The following is a 15669-nucleotide window of genomic DNA, read 5'->3' as shown; positions in this document are numbered from 1 at the left end:
AAAGAAATTCAAGATGTTTGTGTGTGTTTAATAGCCATAAATTAGATGTTTATGTTCTGTTTGTTGGTTGTGGGTACTGCAATTTTGATTTCAACCTATTGTCAGGCAATTGAAAATAGATTGAAATCAAATTATTGAGGAAACAAGGTTAAAATTTTTTATTCATTCTCTTTTGGATACTCAATTCGCGCATGATAAACGTTAATAAGAGCATTTGTGAAAATTTCTTTGATCTGATTGATATTTTTAAAAGTTATATCAGCATTTTGGAAACGGTTTTCAGCAATTTGCTTGTCAATTATTTTGTCGATAAGGGCACGTATCGTTTCGGGCGTTTTTTCTTTTAAACTCCGCGACGATGCTTCCACTGAATCTGCCATCATTAATACTGCGGTTTCTTTGGTGAAAGGATCCGGACCTGGATAGGTGAATTTTTCTTCATCAATTTCCTTGTCAGGATATTTATTTTTAAATGAGGTGTAGAAATACTGAACTCTTCCGGCACCATGATGGGTTTCAATAAAATCTATAATTAGCTGAGGAAGCTTGTGTTTCTTGGCAATTTTAACCCCAAATTTAACATGATCTGTTATAATCTGAGCACTTTTATCAAAATCTAATTTATCATGAGGGTTTGAGTTGGTTAGTTGATTTTCAATAAAATAAGCTGGGTGTTTCATCTTTCCAATATCATGATATAAAGCTCCTGTGCGAACCAGCAAAGGATTTCCTCCAATTTTGTTGATAGCAGCTTCGGCCAGATTGGCTACCTGCAGGCAGTGTTGGAAGGTTCCTGGTGAGTGTTGCAATAGTTGGCGTAAGAGCGGATGATTTTGATTCGAGAGTTCAATAAGAGTTACATCCGAAAGAAAACCAAATAGTTTTTCGAAAATGTATATCAGTGAGTAGGAAAATGTTATAAATAAGCCGTTTATGGCGAAGAACATAAAGTTCACCCATTTTATATCAGCGATATTTGACTCTTGAGTTATGGCAAATGCAAAGTAGACAATACTATAAGTTAAGAAGGTAATGATTCCTGTTAATACCAACTGTCCACGACGCTCTAATCTTGGGAGGCTGTAAATTGCCATAATACCAGCTGAGAGTTGCAGGAATACAAATTCAAAGCCATTTGGAGCAAGAAATCCGGTAAGTAAAACCGTTATTATAAAAACAAAGAGGGCAGTTCTGCTATCCATCAGCGTTCTCACAACTATTGTTATTAACGCGAACGGAATGATGTAGATATTAACTTTAGTAAATTTAAGAACAAGAGTTGTTAGTGCAACATAGAGCAGTACAAATAAAAGTATAAATAGTAATTTTTTGTTGTCATGTAAAATCTGTTTTCTAAAATTTCGCAGATAAAGAAACAGCAGAAGGATGCATGAAATAATTAGCATACATTGTCCGATTACAATTAAATAATGGTTCTGCGACGATCCTAGTATATTTTCATAATCTTTTTTTAGTGATTCCAAAACAAGAAAAGTGTGATCATCTATAACATCTCCAACAAGAACAATCCGGGTTCCGGATTCTATAATACCTTTTGAAAGGGATACCATGGACAACATGCTGGCTTTAACCTGCTCAGACATTGCTGCATCGTAAAACAGATTAGGCAAAAGATAAGAATCAATGTTTAACTCCTGAATAAAACTCTGATATGCTGAAGATGGAAAATCTGTTTTTAATTGATTTGAAATAAATTGATATGCACTTTTGGGTGTATATATATTTTCAGTAGGAACAACTTCGTTTAGATTATTTACCGATTTATTTATGAAATCAGGGCGTTTGAAGCCTAATTCTTTCTGTTCATTTTGAAAATCGGCGATTCCAAATTCATAAATTTTACTGAGATTAAGAATAAGGTATTCTTTGAGTCGTAAGAACTCTTTTTCCGTAGTTTGGTTGGAATTATTTAATTTTTTATACGAACCGGATTTTGTGAATTGACTCCATTTCTTGTCAAAATCAGAATTGAATTTGTTCGTAATTTCTGTAATTACAGCAGTGTCTTTTTTAAAGAAAGGATAGAATTTATTCAAAATACTGTCCTTCTCCTGCGAAATTTCACTATCTGTTTTTAAAAGAGCAAAATCAAAAGGGGCAATTAAGGTTTCGTGCATCCATGGTTTTCCTTTTTGGTATTCGTATTTGAAGTTGCCAATATTGGGAAACAATAGGGTGATGAGAATAATGGTCATTGATGTAATCAAAAACCTGTAGATGTTGTTTAAATTCTGTCGAATCCACCTGAAGTATTTACTCATTTCTGTTTGCTATTTGTGAGTGCGGTTATTACTGAAATTCTGTTTATAAAAATAATGTAATATTTTGTGCTTGAAAACTATTCCTTGTTTCTTTTAGAAGACTTATTTTATTGGCAATTTTGTGAAACCAAATGTAAAAGCATAATTTTATTCTTTATATTTGGTTTGAATGCTAAAATAGAACAATAAATGAATTACGGAATTTCCGATCTAAGTATTATCCCAGTCCGAAAAGAACCGGCTGAACGAAGCGAAATGGTGACTCAATTATTGTTTGGGGAACATTTTGAGATTCTTGAAGAGAATGAAAACTGGTCAAAAATCAGATTGGCATTTGACAGTTACGAAGGTTGGGTGGATACTAAAATGATTACTGCGATTGATGAAGAACTTTTTCAGATTTTAAATAAGGAGCTTCAGGTTGTAGCTAATGATACGTTTAATTTGGTTTTTCAGGAACAGGATTACTCCAATAAATTGATTGTACCTGGAAGTTCATTTCCATTTTGTGATTTGGAGAAGAAGTCATTTAGAATTGCCGATAAGGATTATTTCTATCAAGGCAAGGTTTCTGAAAATTCTTCTGCCGAACACTTGCGTGATTCAATAATCGAAAGTGCGTTAAAATATTTTAATTCACCCTACTTATGGGGAGGAAGAACTCCGTATGGAATTGATTGTTCCGGCTTAACCCAAATTGTTTACAAGCTAAATGGGATTGTATTGCCAAGAGATGCAAGTCAGCAGGTTTTAATTGGAAATACTCTCACTTTTGTAGAAGAGGCCTTGCCAGGCGATTTGGCTTTTTTTGATAACGAAGAAGGGAAAATTACTCATGTTGGTATTATTTGGGATCGACATAAAATTATACATGCTTCGGGCAATGTCCGTATTGATAATGTAGATCATCAGGGAATATTCAATGTTGATAAAAAGCGTTACACGCACAAGTTAAGAGTGATTAAAAGAATTATTAACGAGTAGATTCGATTCAGTAACAATTTTAGGAATCCTGTTATATGTACACTTACCAATATCCACGGCCGGCACTAACTGTAGATTGTGCTGTTTTTTGCAAATCCAATAATGTGCTTTACGTATTGCTGATTCAAAGAGCCAATCAACCATTTCAGGATATGTGGGCGTTTCCTGGTGGTTTTGTTGATATGGATGAAGATATTGAAGAGGCAGCCTATCGGGAACTAAAAGAGGAAACGGGTTTTGTTGGCTTCGGTTTAGAACAATTCAGGACGTATGGAGCTGTTGACCGTGATCCCCGGGGAAGAACCGTATCGATTGTTTATACTGGAGCAATGATGTCCGATGAATTGCCGGTTGTTAAGGGAGAAGATGATGCCAAACAAGCAAAATGGCATGCTGTTGAAAAATTGCCGCCTCTGGCTTTCGATCACGATTTTATTATGTCAGATCTACTGAAACAACTACAAATTTGAATTGATTGATTCAAGGTAGCTTAGACTGTCTGGTCCCAAATTGAAAATTAAATCTAAAATACTCAGATTCTCAATAAAACCATATTTGTCTCCAAACACTTGTGTGTATTTTCTTACTGTAAACGAGTCGTCTGTTTCTAATTTTGAAACTTTAGGGTGTATCTTTTCCCGGAAATCATCATATTCAGATGTACCAAAATCAATAAAGTCCTCAGAGAATTTAATAATTGGGTCAATCTCAAGAATACCAAATATTTCTTTCTGAATTTCATTATTGTATTCAAGTAAAAAATCCCATTTTTGAGTGAAGAAGCGCTCTAAATCATCAATATAATATTCATAAAAAGGAGAAGATTTGTAAGCCGCCTCAATTCCTTTCCAGTGCAATTTCTGCCAATTGGTATCATATGATATCTTAACATCTTTAGTAAACACCTTTTTATTTGTTGCCTTTACAACCGGAACAGATAGAGGTAAAACACCATTTGCTCCATAGATATTGCAGCGGTTTCTGTACGATTGTTTTGAATAATGCTCCCATTGTTCAATTATGATTTCAGGGTATTGAATTAATTTACAGTAATATTGAATGGGTGCAAAAAAAGATGTTGTCAGTAAGGCTTTGGAGTTTTTCATAGATTATTTTGAAGCTGTTGAAACGTAAGCACAAAAATAGAAAAATAAGGAAAAGAAAAAGACACCGCAGTGGGTGTCTTTCATATAATTTTAGTCTTAGCCGATTAGTGAATCCATTTAAAAACTCTGTTCCATCTGATTTTGCTGAAAGCAGTTTTGTCTTTATCCAATGAAAGCCATATAAATGAAGCCTTTCCTACAATGTGATCTTCAGGAACATATCCCCAGTATCTCGAGTCGGCTGACATGTGTCTGTTATCACCCATCATCCAATAGTAATCCATTTTAAATGTAAATTCTGTTGCAATTTTTCCATTGATATAAATGGTAGAATCCTGAACTTTTAAATCATTACCCTCATAAGCATTAATAGCTCTTTCATACAAAGGAAGTGTTTCCAAATTAAGGGAAACTGTTTGTCCTTTTTTAGGAATAACTAATGGTCCAAAATTGTCTCTGTTCCATGTGTAATGGTCGCTGAAAGGGAAAACATCTTCAGAAATACCTTGAGTTGAATTTCTTCTAATAATTGAAACAACATTGCTCAATTTTTTCAATTCTTCAACTTTACTAAGCGAGAGAGGAAGATTGTAATCAGATCCTCTGTGGTCAATATCTGCTTTGGCAATGTTTAGTTCTTCCAGTTTTCTTGGATTGATAGGAGTTCCATTTGTGCGAACAACATAATTGTACTGCATATCCTCAATTTTGTCCTGAGGTTTACCATTAACATGTAATTCACCATCGATGCACAATAGAGTATCTCCCGGAAGTCCTACACATCGTTTGATGTAGTTCTCTTGTTTGTCTACCGGACGAGTGGCTATTTCTGTGTTTTGAGCCAGATACTTTCGTGCCATATCAATATATTTTTTCTCTGACTGAAGAGTCCGTCCTTTTTTCATGTCATCAGACATAAATTGATCACCTATACCTCTTAAATTTGTGTAATAGTCTGGGTTTTCTCGGCCTACGATAATAGTATCACCGGCAGGGAAATTGAATACAACAACGTCGTTTCTTTTCACTTCGCTGATCCCGGCAAGGCGTTTGTAAGGCCATTGAATCCATTCCAGATACGATTTAGTTGATTTGGTTAATGGCATTGTGTGATGCGCAAAAGGAAAGGATAGCGGAGTGTTTGGGATTTTTGGCCCGTATGCTACTTTGCTCACAAAAAGATAATCTCCTACCAACAAAGATTTCTCCATTGATGAAGTAGGAATTGTATATGCTTCAATAAAGAACATTCTTATAATGGTTGCAGCAACAACTGCAAAAATAATTGCGTCAACCCATTCTACTGTTGCACTTTGTTTTTTTACACCTCTTTTTTTCCAGAAAGCCCAATGTACTTTTTTACTGATGTATACATCAAAAAGGATGGGAAGACCCAAAATCAGCCAGTAATTACCTATCCAAATAATCATCAAAAGGCAGATGATTAGAGCTATCGAAAATTTAAACCATTTGTTTTTTAGTATACTGCTCATTCAATTTTTTTTAAATGATTACTTAATTTCTTTTTATTCCAGCTGTTGTGCTGAACTATAGTTTTAAAAGATCTTTCATACCAAAAAAACCTTTCTTTTCAGGCATGAATTCTGCGGCTAACACAGCACCAAGAGCAAAGCCTTTTCTGCTATAAGCCAAATGTTGAATGCTGATCTCATCGACTTCAGAGTGCCAGGTGATGGAGTGTGTGCCAGGAACGGAACCATGTCGTTTAGCAAATATGCTAAGTTCGTCTTCCTTCATACTAGCAGCTTCAATCCATTTTGTTTTTTTTGGATGATTTTCAATAATACCCTCAGCTAAAGTAATTGCCGTTCCACTTGGCGAATCTAACTTGTGAATATGATGAATTTCTTCCATGTCAGCATTGTATTCGCTAAAAGGCGCCATTAGTGCCGCTAGTTTTTTATTAAGTTCGAAGAAAAGATTTACTCCTAAGCTAAAATTTGAGGCATAGAAAAAGCCACTTCCTAACTGACATTTTTCTTTAATTAAATCTATTTTATCCAGCCATCCTGTTGTGCCAGATACAACGGGTACGTTTGCTTCAAAGCAAATCTGATAGTTGCCTAAGGCTGAATCAGGATTTGTAAATTCAATTGCAACATCAATATTTTTAAGGTTCTCAGCATGTAAATCGGCTTGATTTTCCTGATCAATGATTAATCCTATTTGATGGCCTCGGCTTAGTGCAATTTGTTCAATTTCCTTGCCCATTTTTCCGTAGCCAATAAGTGCTATTCTCATGTGTGGTTTTTTAAGGAGCTTGTATGGTTAATAGTATTACTCCTGCTTAATGATTTCAAAAATAATAAATCCAAGGCATATTAAACTACCAGAAGTGGATTATTGTGCCATTTGAAAATGCTTTTTCGATAATCAGTATAAAGACCCCATTAAGCATTTGGATTTAGGAGATAAACAAAAAAAACGGGATTGTACAAAACAATCCCGTTCTAAAGTAAATAATTTATAATATTATTTAGCTGTTTGTGCTTTTCCAACAACAGCTTTAAATGCTTCAGGATGATTCATTGCTAAATCAGCTAAAACCTTACGGTTAATTTCGATGTTAGCTTTATGCATCAAACCAATCAATTGTGAATATGACAAACCTTCTAGTCTGGCAGCAGCATTAATACGCTGAATCCACAATGCTCTGAAGTTTGATTTCTTCTTTTTTCTATCACGATATGCATACTGCATACCTTTTTCCCATGTGTTTTTTGCTACCGTCCAAACGTTAGCTCTTGCTCCAAAGTTACCTCTGGTTTCTTTTAAAATCTTTTTTCTTCTAGCTCTTGAAGCTACAGAATTTACTGATCTAGGCATTGTTTTTGTTTTTAGAATGTTAGCGTTCCATTTAAGGACTCTTTTTTTGCTAAATCACCCGGTTAATAAACTTTAAAAATCAAATACTGATTTTTACAACATGTTAAGCATTAACTTAACATTTTTCTGGTCTGCTTTATTTACAGAACCAAAGTAAGTAAGATTTCTCTTTCTTTTAGTGCTTTTTTTAGTCAAAATATGACTTTTAAAAGCGTGCTTTCTTTTGATTTTTCCAGATGCAGTCAAAGTAAATCTTTTCTTTGCACTGCTATTTGTTTTCATCTTAGGCATTGTACAACTAATTATTGATTATATATAAATTACTTTACTTTTTCTTTGGTGTTAAAAACATGGTCATACGTTTTCCTTCTAATCTTGGCAGTTGTTCAACTTTACCAAGCTCTTCAAGATCCTGAGCAAATTTTAATAAAAGAATCTCACCTTTGTCTTTAAAAAGGATTGACCGGCCTTTAAAGAAAACATAAGCTTTTACCTTCGAACCTTCTGTTAAGAATTTTTCGGCATGCTTTAGTTTAAAATTGTAATCATGTTCGTCGGTGTTTGGTCCGAAACGAATTTCTTTCACTACAACTTTAACCGTTTTAGCCTTCAATTCCTTTTGTTTCTTTTTCTGTTGATAAAGAAACTTTTGGTAATCAGAAATCTTACAGACTGGTGGATCGGCATTTGGTGAAATTTCAATTAAGTCTAATCCTTGATCTTCAGCAAATTTTAATGCTTCAGCAATAGAATAAACTCCTGGTTCTACGTTCTCTCCAACAACGCGAACGCTACGTGCCCTAATTAATTTATTAATTTTGTGTAGAGCTTCTTGAGGTTTTCTTGGCCCCCTGTTGTTTTTATGTTGAAATCCAGCTATGTCTAGGTCCTCCTAATTAAGTTAATATTGTTCAATAGAAGACATTTGATCTTCTACTTCTTTATTTATAAAATCTGTAAATTCCTGAATGCTTTGAGAGCCCAAATCACCTTCTCCTTGTCTGCGAACAGAAACTGTACCTTCGGTCGCTTCCTTTTCGCCTACAATTATAAGATATGGGGTCTTTTTCAACTCACTATCACGGATTTTCCGACCAATTTTCTCGTTGCGATCATCTAATACGGCGCGAATATCGGAATTATTTAACGAATTTAAAACTTTTTCGGCATAATCGTTATATTTTTCGCTAATTGGCATAATTACAACCTGTTCAGGTGTTAGCCATAAAGGGAATTTACCACCGGTATGTTCCAGTAAAACGGCAACAAATCGTTCCATAGAACCAAATGGAGCTCTGTGAATCATGATCGGGCGATGTTTCTGATTATCGCTGCCAACGTATTCTAACTCGAAACGCTCCGGTAAGTTGTAATCAACCTGTATGGTTCCCAACTGCCATTTACGGCCAATTGCATCTTTAATCATGAAATCGAGTTTCGGACCATAAAAAGCGGCTTCGCCATATTCAACAACGGTATTTAAGCCTTTTTCTTCAGCAGCTTCTATAATAGCCTGTTCTGCTTTATCCCAATTCTCGTCACTACCAATATACTTTTCACGTTTTACTTTATCGCGTAAAGATATCTGAGCAGTGTAGTCTGTAAAGTTTAGTGCCTTAAAGATAATGAAAATGATATCGATAACTTTCTTGAATTCATCTTTCAATTGATCTGGTGTACAGAACAAGTGAGCATCATCTTGTGTGAAACTTCTAACACGGGTTAAGCCGTGTAATTCTCCACTTTGTTCGTAGCGATATACAGTACCAAATTCGGCATATCTAACAGGTAGATCTTTATATGAACGAGGTTTGAATTTGTAAATTTCGCAATGATGCGGGCAGTTCATTGGTTTTAGCAGATATTCTTCTCCTTCTTGAGGAGTTTGAATTGCCTGAAATGAATCTTCACCGTATTTTTCGTAATGACCTGACGTTTTGTACAAGTTTATGTTTCCAATATGAGGAGTAATAACCTGCTCGTATCCAAATTTTTTCTGTACGCGTTTCAAGAAAGTTTCTAAACTTTCTCTTAACTGTGCACCTTTTGGTAACCACAATGGCATTCCCTGACCCACATTTTGAGAGAAAGTGAATAGTTCCATTTCTTTCCCAAGTTTTCTGTGGTCGCGTTTTTTGGCTTCTTCCATCATTATCACGTATTCATCAAGGTATTTCTTTTTAGGGAAAGTAATTCCGTAAACACGTGTAAGCTGCGGGCGTTTTTCATCACCTCTCCAGTAAGCTCCCGCAATAGAGTTTAATTTGATGGCCTTAATATAGCTGGTGTTAGGCAAGTGTGGTCCTCTGCACAAGTCAGTAAAATTTCCTTGTTTGTAGAAACTGATGGTGCCGTCTTCCAGATCATTGATTAACTCCAGTTTGTATTCTTCGTTTTTTTCTTTAAAAAACGAAATAGCTTCTTCCTTGGTAACATCTGTACGCTGATATTCACTCTTGTTTCGAGCAAGTTCGAGCATTTTTTGTTCAATTTTAGGAAGATCTTTATCGGAAAGAACCATTCCGTTTCCTAAGTCAACATCATAATAAAAGCCCATTTCAATAGCCGGACCAATACCAAATTTCACTCCAGGATATAATGCCTCCAATGCTTCTGCCATAAGGTGAGCTGAGCTATGCCAAAACGCATACTTACCTTCAGCATCATCCCAAGTATGTAATTTAATGTTTGAGTCTTCGTTTATTGGACGAGAGATATCCCAAATTTCATTATTTACAGTTATAGATAAAACTTCTTTGGCAAGGCTGTTACTTAGACTTCTGGCAATACCAAGGCCAGAAATCCCTGCTTCAAACTCTTTTACAGAATTATCCGGAAATGTAATTTTAATCATTATATAATTTTAAAAATTTGTTTTTTTTATTCAATCCACAAAGATATAACTTTCTCCTTAATTTTCAGATGAATTTGCTTGCCAATATTTGTGTGTTGTAAGAATAATGTCTGAAATTTTTTACGGTTTTATTCTTAACAGTTGGAAGCGGAGTAGTCTTTTTACCCGATAAGGAAGAATGACAATTAGTGAAATCTAAACAAATGATGCGTGATAACAAATAATTATCAAGTAGTAATTTTTCTTTTCTGTAAAAAAGTGGAATCTTTGAGAGATTAATAAACAACCGATACTAAAATTTAAAATTATGAAGATAAGTCGACAGATATTAACTTTCTGCATCCTTATGTGTTTTGGTTTTTTGTCTTTTTCACAGACTGAAAATCAGAAGATAAGCATGGAGGATTTGATGCTTAACGGCACTTTTAGTCAGAAATCTGTTCAAGGATTACTATCGATGAAAGATGGTATTCATTACACAACATTAGAAGAAGGTGGTACTAAAATTGTGAAATACAGTTATGCTACGGGAAAGGTTGTAGATACTTTGTTGAATTTGAATCAAATAAAAGATGTGGAAATAAAGAGCATTAATGAATATGAGTTTAGTGCTGATGAAAGCCGTATTCTATTAATGACAAATCCGGAGCGCATATACCGACGTTCTTTTACTGCTGATTATTTTGTGTTCTCTTTTAAAAACAGAGAGTTGGTTCCTTTGTCGAAGAATGGAAAGCAGCGTTTGGCTACTTTTTCGCCGAATGGCAATCGGATTGCTTTTGTTCGTGATAATAATCTGTATATTCATAATGTTTTGTTTGGTTCTGAAATTAGAATCACAAAGGATGGGGAATGGAATAAGATACAAAACGGAACACCTGACTGGGTTTATGAGGAAGAGTTTGAATTTAACAGGGCTTTTGAATGGTCTCCCGATAGTGAGTTTCTTGCTTATATGAAATTTAATGAAGGCGATGTAAAGATGTTCAATATGAACAAATTCGAAGGTTTATATCCACAGATAAAAGAGAATGCTTTGTATCCCGAAAATTATACTTATAAATACCCAAAAGCAGGAGAGAAGAATTCAACGGTTGAGGTGTTTGTTTATAATATTGAAGACCGAATTACGAAAAGAATGGATGTGGGTGAGGAGAAGGATCAGTACATTCCCCGCATTAAATGGACTCAGGATCCTAAAATGCTAAGTATTTATCGATTGAATCGTCATCAGAATAAATTGGAACTGTTGCTTGCTAATGCTAGAACCGGTAGTTCGAATATAATGTATACACAAGAGAATAAATATTACATAGAGGAAGGGAATTTTGATTATTTAACCTATTTGAATGATGGAAAGCATTTTATTTATTTGGACGAGAAGGATGGATTCAATCATTTGTATTTGTATGACATGGCCACGGGTAAATCGGTACAGCAAATTACAAATGGAGATTGGGATGTAACCGATTTTTTAGGCTTTGATGAAAAAAATCAGGTTTGCTACTATCAATCTGCCGAAGTATCACCAATGGATAGAAATGTTTATTCCGTAAAATTAAATGGAACAGCAAAAAAATTACTAACTCCTGAGAAAGGAACTAATAATACTGTTTTTAGTAACGGATTTAAATATTATATCAATTATTTTTCAAGTGTTACTCAGCCAAATACTGTTAGTTTATTTAATAGTAAGGGTAAAATGATTCGGGTATTGGAAAGCAACGATGAGTTGGTTGCCAAATTAAAGGAATATCAGTATTTGCCAAAAGAATTCACAATGCTTCCGGCTGCTGATGGAATGACGATGCTGAATGCATGGATGATAAAGCCATTTAATTTTGATCCTTCGAAAAAATATCCTGTAGTAATGACACAATATAGTGGGCCAAACTCACAAAGTGTTCTTAATTCGTGGAGTTTTGATTGGTATCAGTATTTAGCTCAGGAAGGATATGTTGTTGTTTGTGTGGACCCTAGAGGTACAGGTGCCCGGGGACAAATGTTTAGAAAATGCACCTACATGCAATTGGGAAGGTTGGAATCAGACGATCAGATATCCGCAGCCCTTAGTTTGGCTAAGGAAAGCTTTATAGATGAAAATAGAATAGCTATTTGGGGATGGAGTTATGGTGGCTTTATGTCTACTCTTTGTTTAGAGAAGGGAAGTGATGTATTTGCGGCTGCAATTGCCGTTGCTCCGGTAACGAACTGGAGGTATTACGATTCTGTATATACCGAGAGATTTATGAGAACACCTCAGGAAAATGCCAAAGGATACGATGATAATTCACCAATTAATCATGTTGATAAATTGAAAGGATCACTGTTGCTTTGCCACGGAACGGCAGATGATAATGTTCATATTCAGAATACATATGAGTTGACTGAACGTTTGGTGCAGGCAGATAAGCAATTTGAAATGCAGGTGTATACCAATAGGAATCATAGTATATATGGTGGGAAAACAAGATTGCATTTGTATAATCGATTCAATAAGTTTTTAAAAGTTAATTTATAGTCGGTAAAGTGGCGAATGAATTGGAGAGAGGAAATTGTTTTTGATGATTTCCTCTTTTCTTTTGCTCAAATAGTCAGTTTTTTAGCTGTGTTTGTATTCTTTTTTTGATATTTTTTTTTGAAAACCTCTTGTCAAAAGCATTGGAATATCTATATTTGCAACGCTGATGTTAAGAGCAACGGTTCTTATTAATATGCGAGAATAGCTCAGTTGGTAGAGCACAACCTTGCCAAGGTTGGGGTCGCGAGTTCGAGTCTCGTTTCTCGCTCAACGATTATTGAAGTTTATCCTTTTGTTCAGTAATCAGGGTTTTGTTAAAAGGGAAATGCGAGAATAGCTCAGTTGGTAGAGCACAACCTTGCCAAGGTTGGGGTCGCGAGTTCGAGTCTCGTTTCTCGCTCAGTTAAAACTGTTTCATCAATATGGAACAGTTTTTTTTATGCCCTATAATTTGGATGGTATTTTTGAATCAAAAAAAATGGACTACTATAGAAGCAGTCCATTCACTATTAAATTGGTATAATATATCAGTTGTTAGAATGTGAATCCAAAATCTAAACTAACTAACCAGGCATTTAAACCATCACTACGGTCATAGTAGGCAGTTCGCAATCCAATTCTTTTTAATTGACCAGTTTTATTTTTCCGCAGAGGAGATTTAAAATTGCAAATTCCCATAACAGGTGAATATTGAAAGCCAACACCAACTTTATAGCTGTTAAAATCCGATAAATCGTAATCCGAAGTATAAAATTCAGGGGTGTTTGATGCGCTGGCTTGTCCGAACTTATAGAAATCATCAGCAGCAGTTTGATTGTGATATCTAAAAAACGGCGAAACGATAAACGATGGACTTACCGTCATTGGAAGTTCTATGCTTGCCGTATGAGCTGAGATTCCCCATGAATCAGAATAGTATCGATAGAAGGTTTTTAATCGGATAAAATCGCTTAAATAGTAGTTCCATCTTATCGAGATTGGAATTTTTATTCTGCTATCATCTAATTTCTCAACATTGCTGTATTGAGTTAGTTCAGCCAGAGTATTGGGATAATTGGGCGTATTATCAAAAAATACCCGGTGAAAAGGAGTTGACAATAGTCCGCTTTGTGAAACTACTTCCATTGAAAATAAGGCCTGTGAACGTTTATTGATTACTTGAGAGTAAGATAAACCAAATTTAAGAGTATTGCGGACATCATCTTTAAGATCCGCCTTTGATGTTCCTCTTGTTTCAACAGGATAAAGTAATTTCCATTTATCGCTCATATACAATCCGTCAATGGTAAGAGATCTGTTCTGATCTTTAGAATTGATGGTGTATGAACCACCTGCATGATATGAGCTAACATCAAACTCCTGCGAGAATCCGGCTAGAACGCTGTAAGCATTGCCCGAATTAGCTAAAGTGTGAGAATAAGATGCATTAATATGAGCTCTTGCATCCATACTCGAAGCAGATGTTTTGTGTGTTTGAAGGTAATCGATATTGTCAGTCGAAGCTGAGGAATAGATATCAATACCAAAATTTAAATCCAGGCTTGATAAGGAATCAACAGGAATGTGAACCACAAAGCTTGGGGCTATATTAGTTAATTCTTCGGTTCCTTGTCCGCCGGTAACAGGAGAATGATCGCCATCCTGCTCGTAGTAGTTAAGCAGGAAATCCACTTCGGTCTCTTTGTAATCTTCCGATGATTTTACTTTTTTACGACTGTTTTCTTGTTTGTCGTCGATGCTGTTTTTATCTGTTTGGGCATTTACTGCAAATACTACTGATAATAGCAATGTTAGGGATAAAATAGTTTTTAGTTGCATCCGCATCCTCCTCCTGATTTTCCTCCATTGGCACCTGCCGCACCTTCTCGGTAAGCCTGGAAGTTTGATTCGTAAACTTCAAGTTTTTTGGCCTGAAGTGCCATTTCTTCATCATTTAAATAGGTTTTTTGATAAGCTGCTACTGAAACACAGCTGTTCATTGCAATCATCGCAAATAAACCCATGATGACTAAGTTAATTTTCCTTTTGTTTTTCATTGGTTTCTCCAATTTGTATTTGATAATTATTTTTTTTGTTGTCGTTCTGATATTCCAGTTTTAGATTGTTTGAAGTAATCAGTTTTTGATCATCAGTGACTAAAATGCACTCAATACCATTTAACCGATTAATTAATTCAAGTCCATTGTCTTTTCCTAAAACAAAAACAGAGGTTGCCAGAGCATCAGCCAGTTCTGCATTGGGACAAATAACTGTAACACTGCTTAAGCCCTTCACAGGATAACCTGTTCTTGGATCGATAATATGACTGTATTTTATACCATTGAATTCAACATACTTCTCATAGTTTCCTGATGTTACAACGGCTGTTTCTCCAATTGTTAACCAGGAGTAAATCTGGTTTTTGTTCTTGGGGTTTGTGATACCAATTTTCCAATCTTTACCACCTTCATCTTTTCCCCAGCTAATTAAATCTCCTGATGCATTTACAAGTGCTCCGTCTAAATTCATTTTCGCCATCAATTCAAGAGCCTTATTTGCAGCATATCCTTTACCTATAGCTCCAAAGCCTATTTTCATTCCTGCTTTTTTTAGGAATACGCTGTGTTTTTCTTCATCAAGAATAATGTTTTTGTAATTTATTTTTGAGACTGAAGCAGTAACAGATACTGAATCGGGCATGCTTTTCATACTGCCGTCAAATTTCCATATTTTATCCATTGAGGCGTAACTAATATCAAAAGCACCATGGGTAAGATTAGAAATTTTAATCGATCGACGAATCAAATTGAAAAGTTCCTGATCGACCACAACGGGTTTGATTCCAGCATAGGCAATTATTTTACTGGTTTGTGAATTTGCATCCCATGATGAGATTAGGAGCTCAATTCGTTTAATTTCATCAATACCTGTTTTTATGGCCAGTCTGGCTTGATTTTCATCACTTGTTACAGCTGTCATTTCAAAACGAGATCCCATCAGTAGCAATACTTCGGTATACGATTTATTATTTTGAGATGAAGCTGAAAGCAAGACTCTTGTCAACAGAAACAGTAAAATGCCAAATTGTTTCATACT

Annotated in this window: 14 protein-coding genes and 2 tRNA genes; 5 read left to right on the top strand and 11 right to left on the bottom strand. The window is 35.2% G+C overall.

Annotated features, from left to right (window positions below; translation table 11 throughout):
- Window positions 1–158: 158 nt before the first annotated feature.
- A complete protein-coding gene (locus ACY0M5_RS18080; RefSeq protein WP_124991153.1) occupies window positions 159–2282 on the bottom strand; it encodes an HD family phosphohydrolase in 2124 nt (707 codons plus the stop codon).
- A gap of 189 nt (window positions 2283–2471) precedes the next feature.
- On the opposite strand from ACY0M5_RS18080, the gene ACY0M5_RS18075 reads away from it, so the two are divergent.
- Together ACY0M5_RS18075 and ACY0M5_RS18070 are read left to right on the top strand one after the other, a co-directional pair.
- Window positions 2472–3266 carry a C40 family peptidase gene (locus ACY0M5_RS18075; protein ID WP_461630138.1) on the top strand — a complete coding sequence of 265 codons (795 nt, stop codon included), beginning with the start codon at window positions 2472–2474 and terminating at the stop codon, window positions 3264–3266.
- Between the two features lie 35 nt (window positions 3267–3301).
- Complete coding sequence (locus ACY0M5_RS18070; RefSeq protein WP_461630137.1) at window positions 3302–3736, top strand: NUDIX domain-containing protein; 435 nt, start codon at window positions 3302–3304, stop codon at window positions 3734–3736.
- Here ACY0M5_RS18070 and ACY0M5_RS18065 read toward each other — a convergent pair.
- The 7 genes from ACY0M5_RS18065 to thrS all read right to left on the bottom strand — a co-directional run bounded on the left by ACY0M5_RS18065 (window position 3725) and on the right by thrS (window position 10073).
- On the bottom strand, window positions 3725–4372 hold the full coding sequence (locus ACY0M5_RS18065) for a WbqC family protein (protein WP_461630136.1): 648 nt from the start codon (window positions 4370–4372) through the stop codon (window positions 3725–3727). The genes ACY0M5_RS18070 and ACY0M5_RS18065 overlap by 12 nt on opposite strands.
- 104 nt (window positions 4373–4476) lie before the next feature.
- Window positions 4477–5865, bottom strand: coding sequence for a signal peptidase I (gene lepB, locus ACY0M5_RS18060; protein ID WP_124991150.1), 1389 nt, complete (start codon window positions 5863–5865; stop codon window positions 4477–4479).
- 55 nt (window positions 5866–5920) lie between these two features.
- Window positions 5921–6634 carry a 4-hydroxy-tetrahydrodipicolinate reductase gene (gene dapB / locus ACY0M5_RS18055; RefSeq protein ID WP_461630135.1) on the bottom strand — a complete coding sequence of 238 codons (714 nt, stop codon included), beginning with the start codon at window positions 6632–6634 and terminating at the stop codon, window positions 5921–5923.
- Between the two features lie 231 nt (window positions 6635–6865).
- Window positions 6866–7219 carry a 50S ribosomal protein L20 gene (gene rplT, locus ACY0M5_RS18050; RefSeq protein WP_101308885.1) on the bottom strand — a complete coding sequence of 118 codons (354 nt, stop codon included), beginning with the start codon at window positions 7217–7219 and terminating at the stop codon, window positions 6866–6868.
- Between the two features lie 93 nt (window positions 7220–7312).
- Window positions 7313–7501: a 50S ribosomal protein L35 gene (gene rpmI / locus ACY0M5_RS18045; protein WP_442358280.1), complete on the bottom strand. Its 189-nt coding sequence runs from the start codon at window positions 7499–7501 to the stop codon at window positions 7313–7315.
- A gap of 43 nt (window positions 7502–7544) precedes the next feature.
- Entirely contained in the window at window positions 7545–8099 is a 555-nt protein-coding gene (gene infC / locus ACY0M5_RS18040; RefSeq protein ID WP_124991148.1) for a translation initiation factor IF-3, read from the bottom strand.
- Between the two features lie 21 nt (window positions 8100–8120).
- The gene (gene thrS / locus ACY0M5_RS18035; protein WP_156194657.1) at window positions 8121–10073 is read right to left on the bottom strand and encodes a threonine--tRNA ligase; all 1953 of its coding nucleotides are present in this window, start codon (window positions 10071–10073) and stop codon (window positions 8121–8123) included.
- 307 nt (window positions 10074–10380) lie between these two features.
- Here thrS and ACY0M5_RS18030 point away from each other — a divergent pair, with 307 nt between their 5' ends.
- The 3 genes from ACY0M5_RS18030 to ACY0M5_RS18020 all read left to right on the top strand — a co-directional run bounded on the left by ACY0M5_RS18030 (window position 10381) and on the right by ACY0M5_RS18020 (window position 12994).
- Window positions 10381–12594 (top strand): S9 family peptidase, encoded by a 2214-nt coding sequence (locus tag ACY0M5_RS18030; protein WP_461630134.1) that lies wholly within the window; start codon window positions 10381–10383, stop codon window positions 12592–12594.
- A 195-nt stretch (window positions 12595–12789) separates the two neighbouring features.
- A tRNA-Gly gene (locus ACY0M5_RS18025) sits at window positions 12790–12862 on the top strand.
- 59 nt (window positions 12863–12921) lie between these two features.
- Window positions 12922–12994: transfer RNA gene (locus ACY0M5_RS18020), tRNA-Gly, on the top strand.
- Between the two features lie 134 nt (window positions 12995–13128).
- Here the strand turns inward: ACY0M5_RS18020 and ACY0M5_RS18015 are convergent.
- From ACY0M5_RS18015 to ACY0M5_RS18005, 3 genes are read right to left on the bottom strand one after another with little or no spacing between them, the layout of a single operon-like run.
- Window positions 13129–14418: a DUF3570 domain-containing protein gene (locus ACY0M5_RS18015; RefSeq protein WP_461630133.1), complete on the bottom strand. Its 1290-nt coding sequence runs from the start codon at window positions 14416–14418 to the stop codon at window positions 13129–13131.
- Window positions 14403–14630: a DUF4266 domain-containing protein gene (locus ACY0M5_RS18010; RefSeq protein ID WP_101308891.1), complete on the bottom strand. Its 228-nt coding sequence runs from the start codon at window positions 14628–14630 to the stop codon at window positions 14403–14405. Before ACY0M5_RS18010 ends, ACY0M5_RS18015 begins: the two co-directional genes overlap by 16 nt.
- Window positions 14608–15666, bottom strand: a complete 1059-nt coding sequence (locus ACY0M5_RS18005; protein WP_461630132.1) for an FAD:protein FMN transferase — start codon at window positions 15664–15666, stop codon at window positions 14608–14610. The genes ACY0M5_RS18010 and ACY0M5_RS18005 overlap by 23 nt, the downstream gene beginning before the upstream one ends.
- Between the last annotated feature and the right edge of the window lie 3 nt (window positions 15667–15669).

The sequence above is a fragment of the Labilibaculum euxinicum genome (assembly GCF_963678175.1).
Taxonomy (GTDB): domain Bacteria; phylum Bacteroidota; class Bacteroidia; order Bacteroidales; family Marinifilaceae; genus Labilibaculum; species Labilibaculum euxinus.
This window is presented reverse-complemented; position numbering and strand designations above follow the sequence as displayed.

Bases quoted from the DNA above. Each gene is read 5' to 3' on its own strand.
- ACY0M5_RS18080 (WP_124991153.1), bottom strand. From the start codon at position 2,282: ATGAGTAAATACTTCAGGTGGATTCGACAGAATTTAAACAACATCTAC.
- rpmI (WP_442358280.1), bottom strand. From the start codon at position 7,501: ATGAAAACAAATAGCAGTGCAAAGAAAAGATTTACTTTGACTGCATCT.
- ACY0M5_RS18005 (WP_461630132.1), bottom strand. From the start codon at position 15,666: ATGAAACAATTTGGCATTTTACTGTTTCTGTTGACAAGAGTCTTGCTT.
- ACY0M5_RS18065 (WP_461630136.1), bottom strand. From the start codon at position 4,372: ATGAAAAACTCCAAAGCCTTACTGACAACATCTTTTTTTGCACCCATT.
- dapB (WP_461630135.1), bottom strand. From the start codon at position 6,634: ATGAGAATAGCACTTATTGGCTACGGAAAAATGGGCAAGGAAATTGAA.
- rplT (WP_101308885.1), bottom strand. From the start codon at position 7,219: ATGCCTAGATCAGTAAATTCTGTAGCTTCAAGAGCTAGAAGAAAAAAG.
- ACY0M5_RS18030 (WP_461630134.1), top strand. From the start codon at position 10,381: ATGAAGATAAGTCGACAGATATTAACTTTCTGCATCCTTATGTGTTTT.
- lepB (WP_124991150.1), bottom strand. From the start codon at position 5,865: ATGAGCAGTATACTAAAAAACAAATGGTTTAAATTTTCGATAGCTCTA.
- ACY0M5_RS18010 (WP_101308891.1), bottom strand. From the start codon at position 14,630: ATGAAAAACAAAAGGAAAATTAACTTAGTCATCATGGGTTTATTTGCG.
- thrS (WP_156194657.1), bottom strand. From the start codon at position 10,073: ATGATTAAAATTACATTTCCGGATAATTCTGTAAAAGAGTTTGAAGCA.
- ACY0M5_RS18075 (WP_461630138.1), top strand. From the start codon at position 2,472: ATGAATTACGGAATTTCCGATCTAAGTATTATCCCAGTCCGAAAAGAA.
- ACY0M5_RS18015 (WP_461630133.1), bottom strand. From the start codon at position 14,418: ATGCGGATGCAACTAAAAACTATTTTATCCCTAACATTGCTATTATCA.
- ACY0M5_RS18070 (WP_461630137.1), top strand. From the start codon at position 3,302: ATGTACACTTACCAATATCCACGGCCGGCACTAACTGTAGATTGTGCT.